This is a genomic window from Arthrobacter sp. yr096 (assembly GCF_900108925.1).
GTDB lineage: Bacteria > Actinomycetota > Actinomycetes > Actinomycetales > Micrococcaceae > Arthrobacter.
Genome location: NZ_FNYI01000001.1, coordinates 649,732 through 663,956, shown reverse-complemented (window position 1 = coordinate 663,956; position 14,225 = coordinate 649,732). Strand labels below are relative to the sequence as shown.

Below are 14,225 nucleotides of genomic sequence, written 5' to 3'. Positions count from 1 at the left end.
AAAAGAGAGCAGACTCGGTAGCCTGTAAACATGAGCACACATCCTTCACGCGTCTTTGTCGCGCGCCTGCTCGGCTTGGACGTCTTCGACCCCTTGGGCGACCGTCTGGGCCGATTGCGCGACGTCGTGGTGCTCTCGCGCGGGACCCGTGGTGCCCCGCATGTGGTGGGCATCGTGGTGGAAGTGCCGGGCAAGAAGCGGGTTTTTGTACCCATGACCCGGATTACGTCCATCGACCAGACGCAGATCATCTGCACTGGCTTGGTCAACCTGCGCCGTTTCGAACAGCGTGGTGCTGAAACGCTGGTGGTGGCGGAAATGTTCGATCGCCGGGTCACGCTTGCCGACGGCAGCGGAGACGCCACGATCGAGGACATCGCCATGGACCAGCACCGCTCCAAGGACTGGTTTGTCAGCAAGCTGTTTGTCCGCCGCGGACATTCCCTGTCGCCATTGAGCCGGCTGCGCCGCAACGAAACCTTGATCATTGACTGGGCCGACGCCCAGACAGGCGCCCACAACGAGCCTCAGGCCGCCACACAGTTCGTCGCCACGCACGAAGACCTCAAGCCAGCCGACTTCGCAGAAGCCCTGCAGGAAATGAGTGACAAACGCCGGTTCGAAGTAGCCAGTGAATTGCAGGATGAGCGCCTCGCCGATGTCCTTCAGGAACTCCCGGAAGACGACCAGGTGGAGATCCTGTCCGCACTGGACGTGGAGCGTGCAGCCGACGTCCTTGAGGAGATGGATCCGGACGACGCCGCCGACCTCCTCGCCGAGCTCCCCTCTGCCCAGGCCGAAGAGTTGTTGCAGCTCATGGAGCCGCAGGAAGCTGAAGACGTACGCCGCCTCCTGGAGTACGACGAAGACACCGCCGGTGGCCTCATGACGCCTGTCCCCGTCATCCTGCCGCCCGAGGCCACTGTGGCCGAGGCCCTGGCCCATGTCCGCCGCGAGGAGCTTTCCCCCGCGCTGGCCTCCTCCATCTTCATCGCCCGTCCGCCGTTGGAAACGCCCACCGGCCGCTTCCTCGGCGTGGTGCATATCCAGCAGCTTCTCCGGTTCCCCCCGCCGGAACCCTTGGGCAACCTCGTGGACAAGAACCTGGAACCGCTCTCGGACCAGGCGCACATCAGCGAGGTAGCCCGGACCCTGGCCACATACAACTTGAATTCCCTTCCAGTCGTCGACGACGACGGCCGCCTTGTGGGGGCGGTGACTGTTGATGACGTGCTGGATCACCTGTTGCCGGATGACTGGCGCGCCCACGAGGACGACGCCCCTATAAGGAAACTTGGAGGCCGCATTGGCTGATAACAACGCCACCCGATCCGCCAAGTCCACGGGACGCTCGGGCAGCAGCCTCGATACGCCGCTGAGTGGCCGCCAACGGATCCTCCCCAAGTTCTCGCCCAACCCGGATGCCTTTGGCAACGCGACGGAAGGCTTCGCCCGTTTCATGGGTACGCCGACGTTCCTTGTGTACATGACGGTGTTCTGTGTGTTCTGGCTGGCCTGGAACTCCTTTGCTCCCACCGACTGGCAGTTTGACCGGATGGAGTTGGGGTTCACCCTGCTCACTCTGATGCTCTCCCTCCAGGCCTCCTACGCCGCACCCCTCCTTCTGTTGGCCCAAAACCGGCAGGATGACCGCGACCGTGTCTCGCTTCAGCAGGACCGCCAGAGGGCCGAACGCAATCTCTCCGACACCGAGTACCTCACCCGGGAACTGGCGTCGTTGCGCATCGCCCTGCGCGAGGTGGCCACCCGTGACTACGTCAGGGCCGAGCTCCGTAGCCTCCTGGAGGACATCATCGATGCTCAGGAGGAACTCCGCGACAATGAGGCGGCCTCTGACGGCACCGAATCGGCCGGCGACAAGGTGAAGGAAAAATTGAAGGAGAAGCGCGACAAGTCGCGCGGTCCGCGGACGCAGCAGATCCCCAAGGTCCGCCCTCCGCGGAACACCGGGCCACAGCATTCCTCTGCGAAACCATCCACTGAGAACCCTGAAAGCCGGGCCTGACCGTATGAGCACCGCATCTGCCGAGGCGCTTCAGGCTGCCTTGGCAACTGTCATTGATCCCGAACTCCGCCGCCCCATCACGGAACTCGGGATGGTGGAATCGGTTTCTGCCGATGCTGCCGGAGCCGTCCAACTGGCTGTCTTGCTGACCATTGCCGGTTGCCCCCTCCGTGACACCATTACAAACGACGCCACCGAGGCCCTCTCACGGGTCCCTGGGGTCACCAGCGTGGATGTTGAACTCAAGGTGATGACTTCCGCCCAGCGCGAGGCCCTCAAGGAGCAGCTCCGCGGCCCTGGTGGACAGCGCGGCATTCCGTTCACCAAGCCGGGATCATTGACCAAGGTGTACGCCGTAGCCAGCGGAAAAGGCGGAGTGGGCAAGTCCTCCGTCACCGTCAATCTCGCCTGCGCCTTGGCCGCCCAGGGTCTCCGGGTGGGCATCGTGGACGCCGACGTTCACGGCTTCTCAGTACCGGCACTGATGGGGATCACGCAAAAGCCCACGCAAGTGGACGACATGATTCTGCCGCCCGTGGCTTACGGCGTTAAGGTCATCTCCATCGGAATGTTCGTGGCCGGCAACCAGCCGGTGGCGTGGCGTGGTCCCATGCTGCACCGGGCCTTGGAACAGTTCCTCACCGATGTCTACTTTGGTGACCTCGATGCCCTTTTCCTGGACCTTCCCCCCGGCACCGGCGACATCGCGATTTCCGTGGCGCAGTTGCTGCCCAACGCTGAGATCCTGGTGGTGACCACGCCGCAGGCAGCTGCCGCGGACGTCGCGGAGCGCGCTGGAACAATTGCCACCCAGACTGGCCAGAAGGTGGCTGGCGTCATCGAAAACATGTCGTTCCTGGAGATGCCCGACGGCGGTCGCATGGAACTGTTCGGAAGCGGCGGCGGCGCCATCCTGGCTGAGAGGTTGACTGCCGCGGTGGGCAGCGAGGTTCCGTTGCTTGGCCAGATTCCCTTGGACATCCGTTTGCGGGAGGGAGGCGATGCCGGGAAACCCGTGGTCCTGGCAGCACCGGAAACTGTAGCTGCAAGAGCTATGGAGACGATCGCTGAGGCCTTGGCATCACGGCCGCGCGGACTGTCGGGCCTTCCGCTGGGAATCCAACCCCGCTAGGCAGGGACAACTGCGGACAACCGCCCAACAACGGGTTTTAGGTGGCCTCAGAGTCGAAGGGTGCAGGTTCTCCCTCGGCCAAGCGCTCGATCACCCTGGTGGGTGTTTGTGGCTTCGTCTGTACCGCTGCGGCGGCAGCGGTCGCCGCTACAGCCGGCGCTCCCGGACTCACGGGTTTGGCGTCATCGTCCAGGAGTGCATCCTTGATGATGCGCCGGGGATCGTACTGACGGGGATCATATTTCTTCCAGTCGACCTCATCGATATCGATGCCGACTTCTTCCTTGATCTGCTCGCGGGCACCCGAAGCCATCCGGCGGACTTCCTTGACCAGATTTGCGAGCTTTTGAGTGTATTCGGGCAAACGGCTGGGACCGATGACGAGCACGCCGATAATCAGAAGGAGTATGAACTCCGGGCCGTTGATTCCTAACACGCTACGAAGATTACCTTGTCTGTGGTGTCGCTCATAAACCGGCGGGCCGGAGAAGGGTCCGGAGCCCGCGCAGCAGTCTGTCGTGCCAGGCTTCGGGACTTTCGTTGGTTGGTATGGCTCCCAGGGACTCGCCGGCGCGGACGATTTCGGGGACTGCATCATCAGCGGTGTCCGCGGGGAGGTCTGACGAGTAGCTGATCACGGCTGCAGGCATTGTGTACACGGCTTTCCAAGGCATCCCCTGGGTAACGGAAAGCCGGGCAGGCGTCGAAGTACCCACGGCAGTGCGATCCTCCGGCAGGTGCTCTTCCACGATGGTGGCGTAGTGTCCGTTGCTCTCCAGCTTGATCTCAACCGCCGCGTGGCCGTTATGCATGGTTGCTTGGGCTGACACGACGTGGAAACCCATCGCCGACAGCTCGGGGCACGCCCATCCTTCTTTCCTCAGCGTATCCAGCTGCGCAGAACTCAAGCTGACTGTGCTGCCGGCCCTGAACGCCGGTCCCACCATGGTTTCTGCCGGGCTTCCCGTCCAGGCTCCGGCCAGGGCACCGACGTCGCTTGTCCCTCCAAACGCCTGCTTTTCGTCATCACCTGCCACCACATAAGCGGACACAGCAAGGGCTCCGGCGCTGACCGCCAGCGTGCTGGCCGCCACGGCCGCAAGGCGGACTGCCCGCCGCCCTCCGCGAGGGGCCTGCTGGGTGGCAAACGGCTGGCTTGGCTGGTTGGCAAGCCGTTCCGTGTGCTGGATGAGACGCGCTGCGAGATCGTGGCTGGCCTCAGGCACAGAGGCACACCGGAGACGTTCAAGGTACTGACGTTCCCGTTGCAGGGCATTGCGGCACTCCGCGCATACCTCAAGGTGTTCGGGGGCTCGCGTGTGGCGCAGCGCAACCAGTTTGCGCCGGGACAGAAATCCCGGACGACGTGGATGTCGAGGCATCGACGTCCTAAAGAATGCTGGCGATGCGCGGCATCTTCAGGCGTGGCTTGCGAGCCTCCGCCGGACGAGGATCGCGGTGGGCAAGCTTCTCGCGCAGCATGGTGCGGCCGCGGTGGATACGGGACCTGACAGTGCCCAGCTTGACCCCCAGGGCCTCTGCGACCTCGTCATAGGACAGGCCTTCGAGATCGCACAGCACGACGGCGGCGCGGAAGTCGGGCGGTAACTCCTCCAGTGCGCGCTGAACGTCAAGATCAAGGTTGTTGTGCTCGAAGCTCTGCTCGGGTCCGGGTTCGCGGCCCGGCAGGCGGGATTCCGCATCCTCGGCAAGCGCGTCGAAGCGGATCCGGCTCTTGCGGCGGGCCTGGTCGAGGAACAGGTTGGTGGTAATACGGTGCAACCAGCCGTCGAGAGTTCCCGGCTTGAAGTTTTCAAGCGAACGGAACACGCGGACAAAGACCTCCTGGGTCAGGTCTTCGGCGTCGAACTTGTTTCCCGTCAGGCGATAGGCGAGGCGATATACCTTGGCGGAGTGGTTCGCTACCACTTCCTCCCAGCTGGGCATGACCCACTCAGCAACGGCCTCAACGCTTTCCGATGTTTGGACTGGCGCAGCATGCGATGCCGGCATCGTCCACTCCCCTCAAACTGTGATTCACCAAGAATTCGGCGCCGCCCACCTCATGGATGACCGGAGCATTATCATCCCAAGGTTGTCTGGGAATTTCCTGACTGGCGGGCATTTTTCCCGCAAGGCTGAATCCGACGTCGGACACAACCGCTGGGCGGTTGACCAACAGCGGGATTACAAGGGCGGACCCAGTAGTCTGGTACAAACACCCCTACCCGCGGAAAGCGAAACCCTTCATGAGTGCCGACAAGTCAAGCAGCTGGTCCTACGCAGAAGATCTGCCGGCTGAGGATGACGTCTTGTTGCGCGCCCGCGAGCGGTCCTTCGAGCTGGGCGTCACGCCCATCAGTCCCGGCGTGGGTGCCGTGCTGACGGTCCTGGCTGCCGCATCCAAGGCGCAGACCGTGGTTGAGGTGGGCTCCGGCGCCGGAGTGTCCGGCGTCTGCCTTCTGCGGGGCCTGAGCCCGCAGGCAGTCCTGACCACCATCGACGTCGATGTGGAACACCTCAAGGCGGCCAGGGAAGCGTTCCTTGAGTCAGGGAGCCCAGCCAACCGGACGCGCACCATTTCGGGCCGCGCCGCTGACGTGTTGCCTCGCCTGACGGACTCCGCCTATGACCTTGTTTTCATTGATGCCGATAAGCCGAACTTTCCCAAGTACGTGGAACAGGCGATCCGTCTGTTGAAGTCCGGTGGCACCTTGGTCATCAACGATGCCTTGGACAAAGACCGCGTAGCCAACCCGGCCGCCCGGGACTCCACCACCGTGGTGTTGCGCCAGATTGGCAAAGCCATCCGCGATGACGAGCGGTTGGCCTCGGCAATGCTGCCCACCGGCGATGGGTTGCTGGTCGCGGTCAAGAAGTAGGCGCAGCGCTTGCAGTATTCAGCGCGGAACGTTCCTTAAACAAAAAGCAGGGCCCAGCTCCCGCCGGGCCCTGCTCCTAAATCTATTCGGTCACACCTACGAGGCATTCCTTGAGGTTTTCCGCTTCGGCGGCATTAAGCTCGACGACAAGTCGCCCTCCGCCTTCGAGTGGCACACGCATGATAAGGCTGCGTCCCTCTTTGGTAACTTCCATAGGGCCGTCGCCAGTACGTGGTTTCATAGCCGCCATTAGGAAAATCCCCTCCATTTGTCCCAAGTCACGCCCAACCCGGCCGGGCTGGATCCGCTTCGCAATTGCAGCCGGCGGCACCGCTTGGGAGGCCGCCTTGGCCGGGCACTTTTAGGTGCTTTGTCCTTGCTCGTAGTCCATTATCCCGTACTTACCCGTCCGTAGCGAATCAGCGGGCTATTTGTCCGGGCTTTGTACATATTGTGTTTCCCGGGCAAAGCTCCACGTCAGGGCGGATAGTCGCCCCCACCGGGCAACGGAGCCCAGGCCCACAGCCATACCACCCAGACGATCTGGAGGAGGACGAACAGCACCACCACGGTCCCCCGGTAAGCCTTGGACTTGGACAGCAACGCCGCACCCAAGGCCAGCGGGAACAGCGGTAACAGCATCCGGAAGGTACTGGTCTGCGGATGCAGGAACACCAGCAGATAACCCATATAGCAGGCACACCACAGCCGGAGTTCCATTCCAATGGCCCTGACGGGCCTGGAAATCATCAGCAACACGAAAAGCGCTGTGAAGACAAAAGGCGCCAGCACTCCTAGAACGGGGCCGAACAGCATCCGGCCGGTATCGAACCACGGTTTGAAGGGGACAAGATCGTGTCCCCGCCAGGCGGTCTCGGTACGCGTGTAAGCGGCAGGGTCACCTGTCACGGCCCAGGCGATGGTCGGCCACGCCAAGGCTCCGAGCGCGGTCGCGAACACCAGGACGGCCAGTGACACCAAGCTGCGTGTCGACGTCGGGCGTGTTGCCGCGCCGCCTTCTGGTGGCTGGGCAGACAACGACGGCCGGAGCCTGCCCCACAACCGCCAGAGGAACAGCAGCCCGAGCATGGCAGCGAAGGGCACTCCGGTGGGCCTGGACAAGCACATCAGGAGGACCACGGGAATGGCGGCGAGATAGTGCCGCCGGACAACCAGCAACAATGACGCCGCAAGGAGCAACAGGTTCAAGGACTCTGCATACGGGACCTGCAGAATAGGGGATACCGGAAACGTGGAAACAAAAATGACGCCCCACATGGCCGTTCGCCTGCCCGCGAACTCCCTGAAGAGCTGGAAGATGACCAACGCTGCGCCGAGACCTGCCACCATGGCGATTGCCGTCAGTGCGGGCAAAATTCCCATCCCGGTCATGGCGGACAAACCCCGGGCGAGGAAAGGGAAGAGTGCGTAGAAGGCCCACGCGTTTTCCTTGACTACGCCATTCGCGTCCACGGGCAGGACCGTGGGATAGCCTTTCTCAGCGGCTTCCTGGTACCAGCGGCCGTCCCAGATGGTGACAAAATTCCAGTAGTCAGGCGCAGGCGGGAACCAGGGGTTGGTGCCTTGGTGAATTGCTGCCGCCATGAAGATGCAGGCGCTGACAAGGCGCGCAACAACAAAGACCACAGCGACCTGAAGCCACCACGGCCATCCCGCCATTCGTGCCCCGGAAGAAGACACTGCGCGCGAAAGCCGTGCCGTGAGTCCTTCCCCAGCCGAAACCGGGCCTTGTGGGCTCACTGCTTGGTCCGGCTGGTCTCGCCGTCCTCCAGCCCGGGCTGGGCCAAAGCCCCGAGTCTTTCGATTTCACGGTCCTTCGCCTCAAGCTGGTCCCTCAGTTCATCCAGGACCTGATCAACCTGGTCCATCCGATAACCCCTCAGTCCCAAGGCAAAGCGCAGGGAATCCACGTCGGAAGGCTTGGCTTCGGCAGGCAGGAGCACAGGCGGCAGAGTGGGACCGGGGTCATCAAACCCCGCCCCTATAGAGCGCCCCCGGACGATTCCTGCACCGAAATACAGTGCAGCACCAATAAGAACGATCGCGAGAAACACCAGGAAAAAGCTCACAAGGTCCATCGTGCCAGATGCGCCTGGCTACTCCGGGCGCTGGTTGCCGTTGGCGGCCGGCGGCAGGGGTGCCCCGTGCAGGACACGGTGCACGGCGTCAGCAGGGTCATCCACGAGCTGGATCAAGTCCAGATCCTTCTCCGACACCATGCCCTCCGCCACCAGAGTTTCCCTGATCCACTCGATCATTGGGCCCCAGAACCTGACGCCCAGAAGGACGATCGGGAACGATGTCACCTTGCGGGTCTGCACGAGCACCATGGCCTCGAAGAGTTCATCCAAGGTTCCGAGGCCGCCCGGGAGCACAACGAATCCTTGGGCGTACTTGACGAACATGGTCTTTCTGGCGAAGAAATACCGGAAGTTGATACCCAGGTCCACCCACTGATTGAGGCCCTGCTCAAAGGGAAGTTCAATACCCAAGCCAACGGAAACTCCGTTGCCTTCCACGGCGCCCTTGTTTGCCGCTTCCATGGAACCAGGTCCACCGCCGGTGATGACCGCTACGCCGGCTTCGGCCAGCTTGCGTCCAACGTCCACGGCCATCTCGTAGTACTCGGTCCCGGGCTTGGTGCGCGCCGAACCGAACACACTGACAGCCGGTCCCAGATCCGCCAAGGCTCCGAAGCCTTCAACGAACTCACTTTGAATCCTCAGGACACGCCACGGATCAGTGTGAATGAATTGCCCGGCACCACTGGTGTCCAGCAAGTGCTGGTCAGACATCCCCGTATCCGCTTGTTTGCGGCGAAGCTCCAAAGAGCCTTTGTGCTTGGCCGGTGCAACCTCCGAGGGCAGGGGCACATGGGCTGCCCTGACGTGGCCGTTGGCATCCGGGTGGGGTACTGGGTGCTGGCTGATGCTCATTGCCCAAGGCTAGCGCCTATGGATGCCTGCTCAGTCGCTGCGACCCGCTTCTTGCATTGCAGTCTGGTATATCGCTGGGGAGCAGGTTTCTGTTCAGTCACGATCTTCAGGAACTTGGCGTGACCGTGGTCATATTTGCTTCTTTGTTCGCTAGATTCGTCGTATGACTACTCAAGCGTCCGGCGATGCCCTCGTCTCCCTGAACGGCGTCAATAAGCATTACGGTCAATTGCACGTCCTGAAAGACATCAACCTCCACGTCAAGAAGGGTGAAGTCGTGGTGGTTATCGGACCCTCCGGTTCCGGTAAGTCCACCCTGTGCCGTGCGATCAATCGTCTGGAAACGATCGACGACGGCGACATCGCCATTGACGGGAAGAAACTCCCCGAAGAAGGCAAGGATCTGGCGCACCTGCGCGCCGACGTCGGAATGGTCTTCCAGTCCTTCAACTTGTTCGCCCACAAGACGATTCTTGAGAACGTCACGCTGGGACCGATCAAGGTCAAGAAGGTTGCCAAAGGAACCGCCGACAAAGAGGCCATGGCGCTTCTTGAACGCGTCGGTGTCGGACACCAGGCTCCCAAGCTTCCCGCACAGCTCTCCGGCGGCCAGCAGCAACGTGTGGCCATAGCACGCGCTCTTGCCATGAAGCCGAAGGTGATGTTGTTCGACGAACCGACGTCCGCGTTGGACCCCGAAATGATCAACGAAGTCCTGGACGTCATGATCCAGCTGGCAAAAGAAGGCATGACCATGATCGTGGTAACCCACGAGATGGGTTTTGCCCGCAAAGCTGCCGACCGCGTGGTCTTCATGGCCGACGGTCAGATCGTGGAAGATGCAACCCCCGAGGAATTCTTCACCAACCCGAAGAGCACCCGCGCCAAGGACTTCCTGTCCAAGCTCTTGACCCACTAGCTCTCTATCGCCCCCACCCAAGACTGTAGAGACCGCACCCAGGCCCTAAGACGGCCAACCTAAGAAAGGAATGTCATGAAGGCTTTCATTACCCGGAGGAAGTCGCTGCTGGTGGCCGCTTCTGCCGTGCTCGCCCTCTCACTGAGTGCTTGTGGCGGCAGCAGCACCACCACTCCCCCTGTTGCCTCGGCAAGCTTCGAAGCCGGCACCACCATGGAGAAGCTGAACAAGGCCCAGAAAATCACCATCGGCACCAAGTTTGACCAGCCGCTGTTCGGCCAGAAGGGCCTGGACGGCAAGCCTGTCGGTTTCGACGTTGAAATGGGCAAGGCAATCGCCGCCAAGCTGGGAATTGCTGCAGACAAGATCGAGTGGGTAGAGACCGTCTCCCAGAACCGCGAGTCGTTCATCGAGCAGGGTCGCGTTGACCTCGTCATCGCTACCTACACCATCAACGATGCCCGTAAGGAAAAGGTCGCTTTTGCTGGCCCGTACTACGAAGCCGGCCAGGCGCTGCTGGTGAACAAGGACGATACCTCCATCACCAAGCCTGAGGACGTCAAGGGCAAGAAGGTCTGCTCCGTGACAGGTTCCACCCCGGCAAAGACCATCGCCGAGAAGTACGGCGCAGAGGTTGTTCCGGCCGCCACCTACACCGCTTGCCTGGAGCCGTTGCGCAACAAGCAGGTTGTGGCTGTCACCACTGACAACGTGATCCTCGCCGGCTACGTGGACAAAGAACCGGACGCTTTCAAGCTTGCTTCGGACGAAACCTTCACCAAGGAGCCCTACGGCATCGGCCTGAAGAAGGACGACACCGTCTTCCGCAACTGGATCAACGACCAGCTCGAAGCATTCCAGAAGGACGGCGAGTACAAGAAGGCTTGGGAAGCCACTGCAGGCAAGGTCATCAAGACCACTCCTGAACTTCCCGCAGTCAACCGCTACTAGTCGGGATCAGTTAGCTGCCGCCGCCCCGTCGGGCGGCGGCAGTTGATGACTCCAGGACCCTGTTCCCTGATTAGCTGCAGCCGAAGGAAGCCATGGACGCCGTCATAGCAAGCCTCCCCGAATACTGGGACGGATTTCTCCGCACCCTCTATCTCTCCGTAATTTCAGGAATCATTGCCCTCATCGTCGGCACACTCCTGGCGGCCATGAGGGTTTCCCCCGTGGCTGCACTCCGTGGTTTCAGCATGTTTTATGTTGAAGTCGCACGAAATACCCCACTGACCATCATTTTCTTTTTCGCAGCCATTGTCCTGCCCCGACTTGGCGTCAAATTCGAGCAATTCGAAGTGGCCGCCATTATTGCGCTGAGCAGCTACACGGCCGCCTTCATTGCCGAAGCCGTCCGTTCAGGCGTCAACAGCGTGCCCGTCGGTCAAGCAGAAGCCGCCCGCAGCGTCGGCATGACCTTTACCCAGGTTCTGGGGTTCATCGTCCTCCCCCAGGCAGTCCGCACAGTCATTCCTCCCTTGATCAACATCCTGATCGCACTGGTCAAGAACTCCTCCGTGGCAGGCGCGTTCTTCGTCCTGGAGCTGTTCGGTTACGGCCGCCAGCTCTCCAACGACTACGGCGACCAAGTCCTCTGGATCCTTCTAGGGGTAGCGTTCTTCTACCTCCTGATTACGGTTCCGCTGGGGCTCCTGGCTCACTTTGTTGAACGAAAGGTGGCGATTGCCCGATGACATCGGTCCTGTACGACGTCCCCGGGCCGAAAGCCCGCCTCTACTCGCTGATAGGATCAGCCGCCGGAATTCTGATCATCCTCGGAGTCCTCGCAATCGCCGTCGTCACTTTGGCGCAGCAAGGCATCTTCGACGCGGACCGCTGGGAAATCTTCTACGGTCCCCTGGCGCCGGACGTCTGGAGCCTGATCGGCCAAGGCATCCTGTCCACCCTGGCTGCGGCCGCAGTGGCAGCCGTCATTGCTTTCCCGTTGGGCATCGCGCTCTGCCTGTTGCGCATCTCCTTGATCTCCTGGATTCGCATACCCACACAGGTGGTCCTTGAGTTCCTTCGCGGCATGCCCGTGGTCCTTATGATGTTGTTCGTTCTGCTGGTCTTCGCCACCGGACAGTTCCAGGCGGTCGTGGTTGGCTTGGTGCTCTACAACGCCGCCATCTTCGCCGAAATCCTTCGAGCAGGCATCCAGTCCCTGCCCAAGGGACAACGCGAGGCCGGGCTGGCCATCGGTTTGCGCAGCTTCCAGTCGCGCATGTCCATCGAGTTCCCCCAGGCCGTACGACGCATGCTGCCATCGTTGATTGCGCAGCTGGTGGTGCTCCTCAAGGACACCTCGCTGGGCTACATCGTCGGTTACGAAGAACTCCTGCGGAAGATCCAGATCATGGCTGACTTCCTGGGTCCGGACTTCCTGTTCCCAGCGTTCTTCGTGGGCGCCGCAATTTACATCCTGATCAACCTGTCCGTTTCCCGGATTGCGATCATGATCGAGCGTCGCGGCTCCAAGAAGGCCGCTGGGGGCGTGGCTCCGGCCAGCATTCGCACAGGCCTTTCAGCCGGCGGTAATGATCCCGTCGCCAAGGACTCTGTGGAGGGACCGGGCACGAAGTAGCCATCCTGCACCGCACAAGGAAGGTCCGCAGCCAACAGGCTGCGGACCTTCTCCCTTTTTAGGGGTTGGCTTTTTAGGGGCTGGCTCCGCCGTGAGAGCAGCGTGGCGCTGTGTCTTGAATTTCCTCGCGGACTGAGGGGCCAGCCGGAATCGGCTGGCCCCTCAGGTTGTACAAGCGGTTCAGGTCATTCAGGAAGACGCCGCCAGAATGGCCCTGGCCAGATCGCGGGGTCGGCTCCACATGGGCCAATGGCCCGTTGGGAGGTCAATGACATCGAGGGTGACGAGGTTCGCGACTTCGGCAAACATGGCATGGCCTGCGCGGGCCAGTTCCAGCACCTGGGCGCTCGGGATCGAGCAGCACACCAGAGTTGTCCGGACCGTGCGGCGGGCATCGTTCGTGAGCTCGACGGGCTGACGAAGCACGGGGCCTGGCTCAGGGACTGCCCGGCTCCGGAAACGCTCCAGGACGTCTGCGCTCAGGCCCTCGAGGCTGGCCTGCTGTGCCAGCGCACCGAAGGGCGGCAGCGGAAGCTCCTCCAACCCCTCCGGGAGGTCTGCGGCAAAGACGCTGCCCGTCACCACAGGACCAGAGTCCACCCATACCACCCGTTGAACAAGCTCAGGCTGCCGGTCCAGGACAAGACTGACGGGAGCATTTGCCCCGCTGTGAGCGACGATTACGGCAGGCTCGTCCTCGGAAACCCCAAGCCGGACCATGAGGTCCATGACCGCTGCGGCTTGATCGTCGAGAGTCTTCGAGGCACGCTCAGGATCGTCCCCCTCCAAACCAGGCAGTGTCATGGCCATAGCACGGGTGTGGTCGGTTTTCAGGTATTCGAGGACTTCATCCCACGCCCAAGCGCCCAGCCAGTGGCCGGCGATGAGAATGATGTGCGGATTGCTCGTTGCGATTGTCATATCACTAGCTTCGTAGGCGGTGCAGACAGGAGTATGTCACTATTTATGTCATGAATTTGCTGCAGGCAGAAGGGTGAAGCGAACAGAGCGACTGCATGCCCTGTCCGAAATGCTGCGCCGCAATGGATCCCGGGGTTGCTCCGCCGAACGGCTGGCGAGAGAGTTCGGCGTGTCCGTGCGCACAGTCAAGAGAGACCTCGCTGCGCTCGAGAACAGCGGAGCGCCCGTCTGGTCGCGCCCGGGTCCGGGCGGTGGCTACGGATTGGCCATAGGCGCGTCCCTGCCGCCTGTCAGCTTGTCCCCAGCGCAAGCTGTTGCGCTGATGGCGGCCGTGTCCGCTGCACCTGACGCCCCGTACTCCGATCTGGCAGCGGCCGGGATCCAGAAGATCCTGGACGTCCTCGATCCAAAAACACGTGCAAGAGCCGAGCAGCTGGCCGGCCGCGTGTGGGTCAACCCGCTTCCATCATCTTCACGCACCATCAGGTCGGCTCTGGAGGCGGCGATGGCCGAGCAGCGGGTGGTCCGCATTCGCTACACCTCGGGAGACGGGACCACCACTACCCGCGACGTTGAACCAGTTCTCTTCGCCTCCACGAACGGCCAGTGGTACCTGGTTGGGTGGTGCCAACTACGCGATGCAATGCGATGGTTCACCGTCTCGCGCATCGAGCGGGCCAGCGCAACCGGAACGCCTTGCAGCGGCCATACCATCCACGAAGTCGGCGAACCCCCACCGAACGCCAGACCAGTGCATGGTAGGGGCGGGCCAGGCCACCCAAGCAACCCCTCGGGTCAGTAGAG

17 protein-coding genes are annotated in these 14,225 nt (G+C 61.9%); 9 read left to right on the top strand and 8 right to left on the bottom strand.

Going from position 1 to position 14,225, the window contains the following annotated elements; translation table 11 throughout:
• Positions 1-30: 30 nt before the first annotated feature.
• The 3 genes from BMY91_RS03170 to BMY91_RS03160 are packed head-to-tail and all read left to right on the top strand — an operon-like array spanning position 31 to position 3,158.
• Complete coding sequence (locus BMY91_RS03170; RefSeq protein WP_026539974.1) at positions 31-1,314, top strand: magnesium transporter MgtE N-terminal domain-containing protein; 1,284 nt, start codon at positions 31-33, stop codon at positions 1,312-1,314.
• On the top strand, positions 1,295-2,026 hold the full coding sequence (locus BMY91_RS03165; RefSeq protein ID WP_090818117.1) for a DUF1003 domain-containing protein: 732 nt from the start codon (positions 1,295-1,297) through the stop codon (positions 2,024-2,026). Before BMY91_RS03170 ends, BMY91_RS03165 begins: the two co-directional genes overlap by 20 nt.
• 4 nt (positions 2,027-2,030) lie before the next feature.
• On the top strand, positions 2,031-3,158 hold the full coding sequence (locus tag BMY91_RS03160; protein ID WP_090818114.1) for an Mrp/NBP35 family ATP-binding protein: 1,128 nt from the start codon (positions 2,031-2,033) through the stop codon (positions 3,156-3,158).
• 37 nt (positions 3,159-3,195) lie between these two features.
• Here the strand turns inward: BMY91_RS03160 and BMY91_RS03155 are convergent, their stop codons facing one another.
• From BMY91_RS03155 to sigE, 3 genes are read right to left on the bottom strand one after another with little or no spacing between them, the layout of a single operon-like run.
• Positions 3,196-3,594: a twin-arginine translocase TatA/TatE family subunit gene (locus tag BMY91_RS03155; protein ID WP_090818111.1), complete on the bottom strand. Its 399-nt coding sequence runs from the start codon at positions 3,592-3,594 to the stop codon at positions 3,196-3,198.
• A gap of 31 nt (positions 3,595-3,625) precedes the next feature.
• A complete protein-coding gene (locus BMY91_RS03150; protein WP_256212540.1) occupies positions 3,626-4,540 on the bottom strand; it encodes a hypothetical protein in 915 nt (304 codons plus the stop codon).
• Positions 4,541-4,547: 7 nt separating this feature from the next.
• Positions 4,548-5,171 (bottom strand): RNA polymerase sigma factor SigE, encoded by a 624-nt coding sequence (sigE, locus tag BMY91_RS03145; protein WP_090818107.1) that lies wholly within the window; start codon positions 5,169-5,171, stop codon positions 4,548-4,550.
• A 236-nt stretch (positions 5,172-5,407) separates the two neighbouring features.
• Here sigE and BMY91_RS03140 point away from each other — a divergent pair, with 236 nt between their 5' ends.
• Positions 5,408-6,040, top strand: coding sequence for an O-methyltransferase (locus tag BMY91_RS03140; RefSeq protein ID WP_090818104.1), 633 nt, complete (start codon positions 5,408-5,410; stop codon positions 6,038-6,040).
• A gap of 82 nt (positions 6,041-6,122) precedes the next feature.
• Here BMY91_RS03140 and BMY91_RS03135 read toward each other — a convergent pair whose 3' ends face one another.
• The 4 genes from BMY91_RS03135 to BMY91_RS03120 all read right to left on the bottom strand — a co-directional run bounded on the left by BMY91_RS03135 (position 6,123) and on the right by BMY91_RS03120 (position 8,997).
• Entirely contained in the window at positions 6,123-6,290 is a 168-nt protein-coding gene (locus BMY91_RS03135; RefSeq protein WP_064721643.1) for a DUF3117 domain-containing protein, read from the bottom strand.
• 227 nt (positions 6,291-6,517) lie between these two features.
• Positions 6,518-7,720: a hypothetical protein gene (locus BMY91_RS03130; protein WP_090818102.1), complete on the bottom strand. Its 1,203-nt coding sequence runs from the start codon at positions 7,718-7,720 to the stop codon at positions 6,518-6,520.
• A 77-nt stretch (positions 7,721-7,797) separates the two neighbouring features.
• On the bottom strand, positions 7,798-8,139 hold the full coding sequence (locus BMY91_RS03125) for a DivIVA domain-containing protein (RefSeq protein WP_090818099.1): 342 nt from the start codon (positions 8,137-8,139) through the stop codon (positions 7,798-7,800).
• Positions 8,140-8,157: 18 nt separating this feature from the next.
• Positions 8,158-8,997: an LOG family protein gene (locus BMY91_RS03120; protein ID WP_175538566.1), complete on the bottom strand. Its 840-nt coding sequence runs from the start codon at positions 8,995-8,997 to the stop codon at positions 8,158-8,160.
• 163 nt (positions 8,998-9,160) lie between these two features.
• On the opposite strand from BMY91_RS03120, the gene BMY91_RS03115 reads away from it, so the two are divergent.
• The 4 genes from BMY91_RS03115 to BMY91_RS03100 all read left to right on the top strand — a co-directional run bounded on the left by BMY91_RS03115 (position 9,161) and on the right by BMY91_RS03100 (position 12,500).
• Positions 9,161-9,916, top strand: coding sequence for an amino acid ABC transporter ATP-binding protein (locus BMY91_RS03115; protein ID WP_090818095.1), 756 nt, complete (start codon positions 9,161-9,163; stop codon positions 9,914-9,916).
• A 75-nt stretch (positions 9,917-9,991) separates the two neighbouring features.
• Positions 9,992-10,867 (top strand): glutamate ABC transporter substrate-binding protein, encoded by an 876-nt coding sequence (locus BMY91_RS03110; protein WP_090818092.1) that lies wholly within the window; start codon positions 9,992-9,994, stop codon positions 10,865-10,867.
• Between the two features lie 92 nt (positions 10,868-10,959).
• On the top strand, positions 10,960-11,610 hold the full coding sequence (locus BMY91_RS03105; protein WP_090818089.1) for an amino acid ABC transporter permease: 651 nt from the start codon (positions 10,960-10,962) through the stop codon (positions 11,608-11,610).
• Positions 11,607-12,500: an amino acid ABC transporter permease gene (locus BMY91_RS03100; RefSeq protein ID WP_090818086.1), complete on the top strand. Its 894-nt coding sequence runs from the start codon at positions 11,607-11,609 to the stop codon at positions 12,498-12,500. The genes BMY91_RS03105 and BMY91_RS03100 overlap by 4 nt, the downstream gene beginning before the upstream one ends.
• Positions 12,501-12,689: 189 nt before the next feature.
• Here BMY91_RS03100 and BMY91_RS03095 read toward each other — a convergent pair whose 3' ends face one another.
• A complete protein-coding gene (locus tag BMY91_RS03095) occupies positions 12,690-13,421 on the bottom strand; it encodes an alpha/beta fold hydrolase (RefSeq protein ID WP_090818083.1) in 732 nt (243 codons plus the stop codon).
• 73 nt (positions 13,422-13,494) lie between these two features.
• Between BMY91_RS03095 and BMY91_RS03090 the strand changes: the two genes are divergently transcribed.
• Positions 13,495-14,223: a helix-turn-helix transcriptional regulator gene (locus BMY91_RS03090; RefSeq protein ID WP_090818080.1), complete on the top strand. Its 729-nt coding sequence runs from the start codon at positions 13,495-13,497 to the stop codon at positions 14,221-14,223.
• Positions 14,224-14,225: the final 2 nt, after the last annotated feature.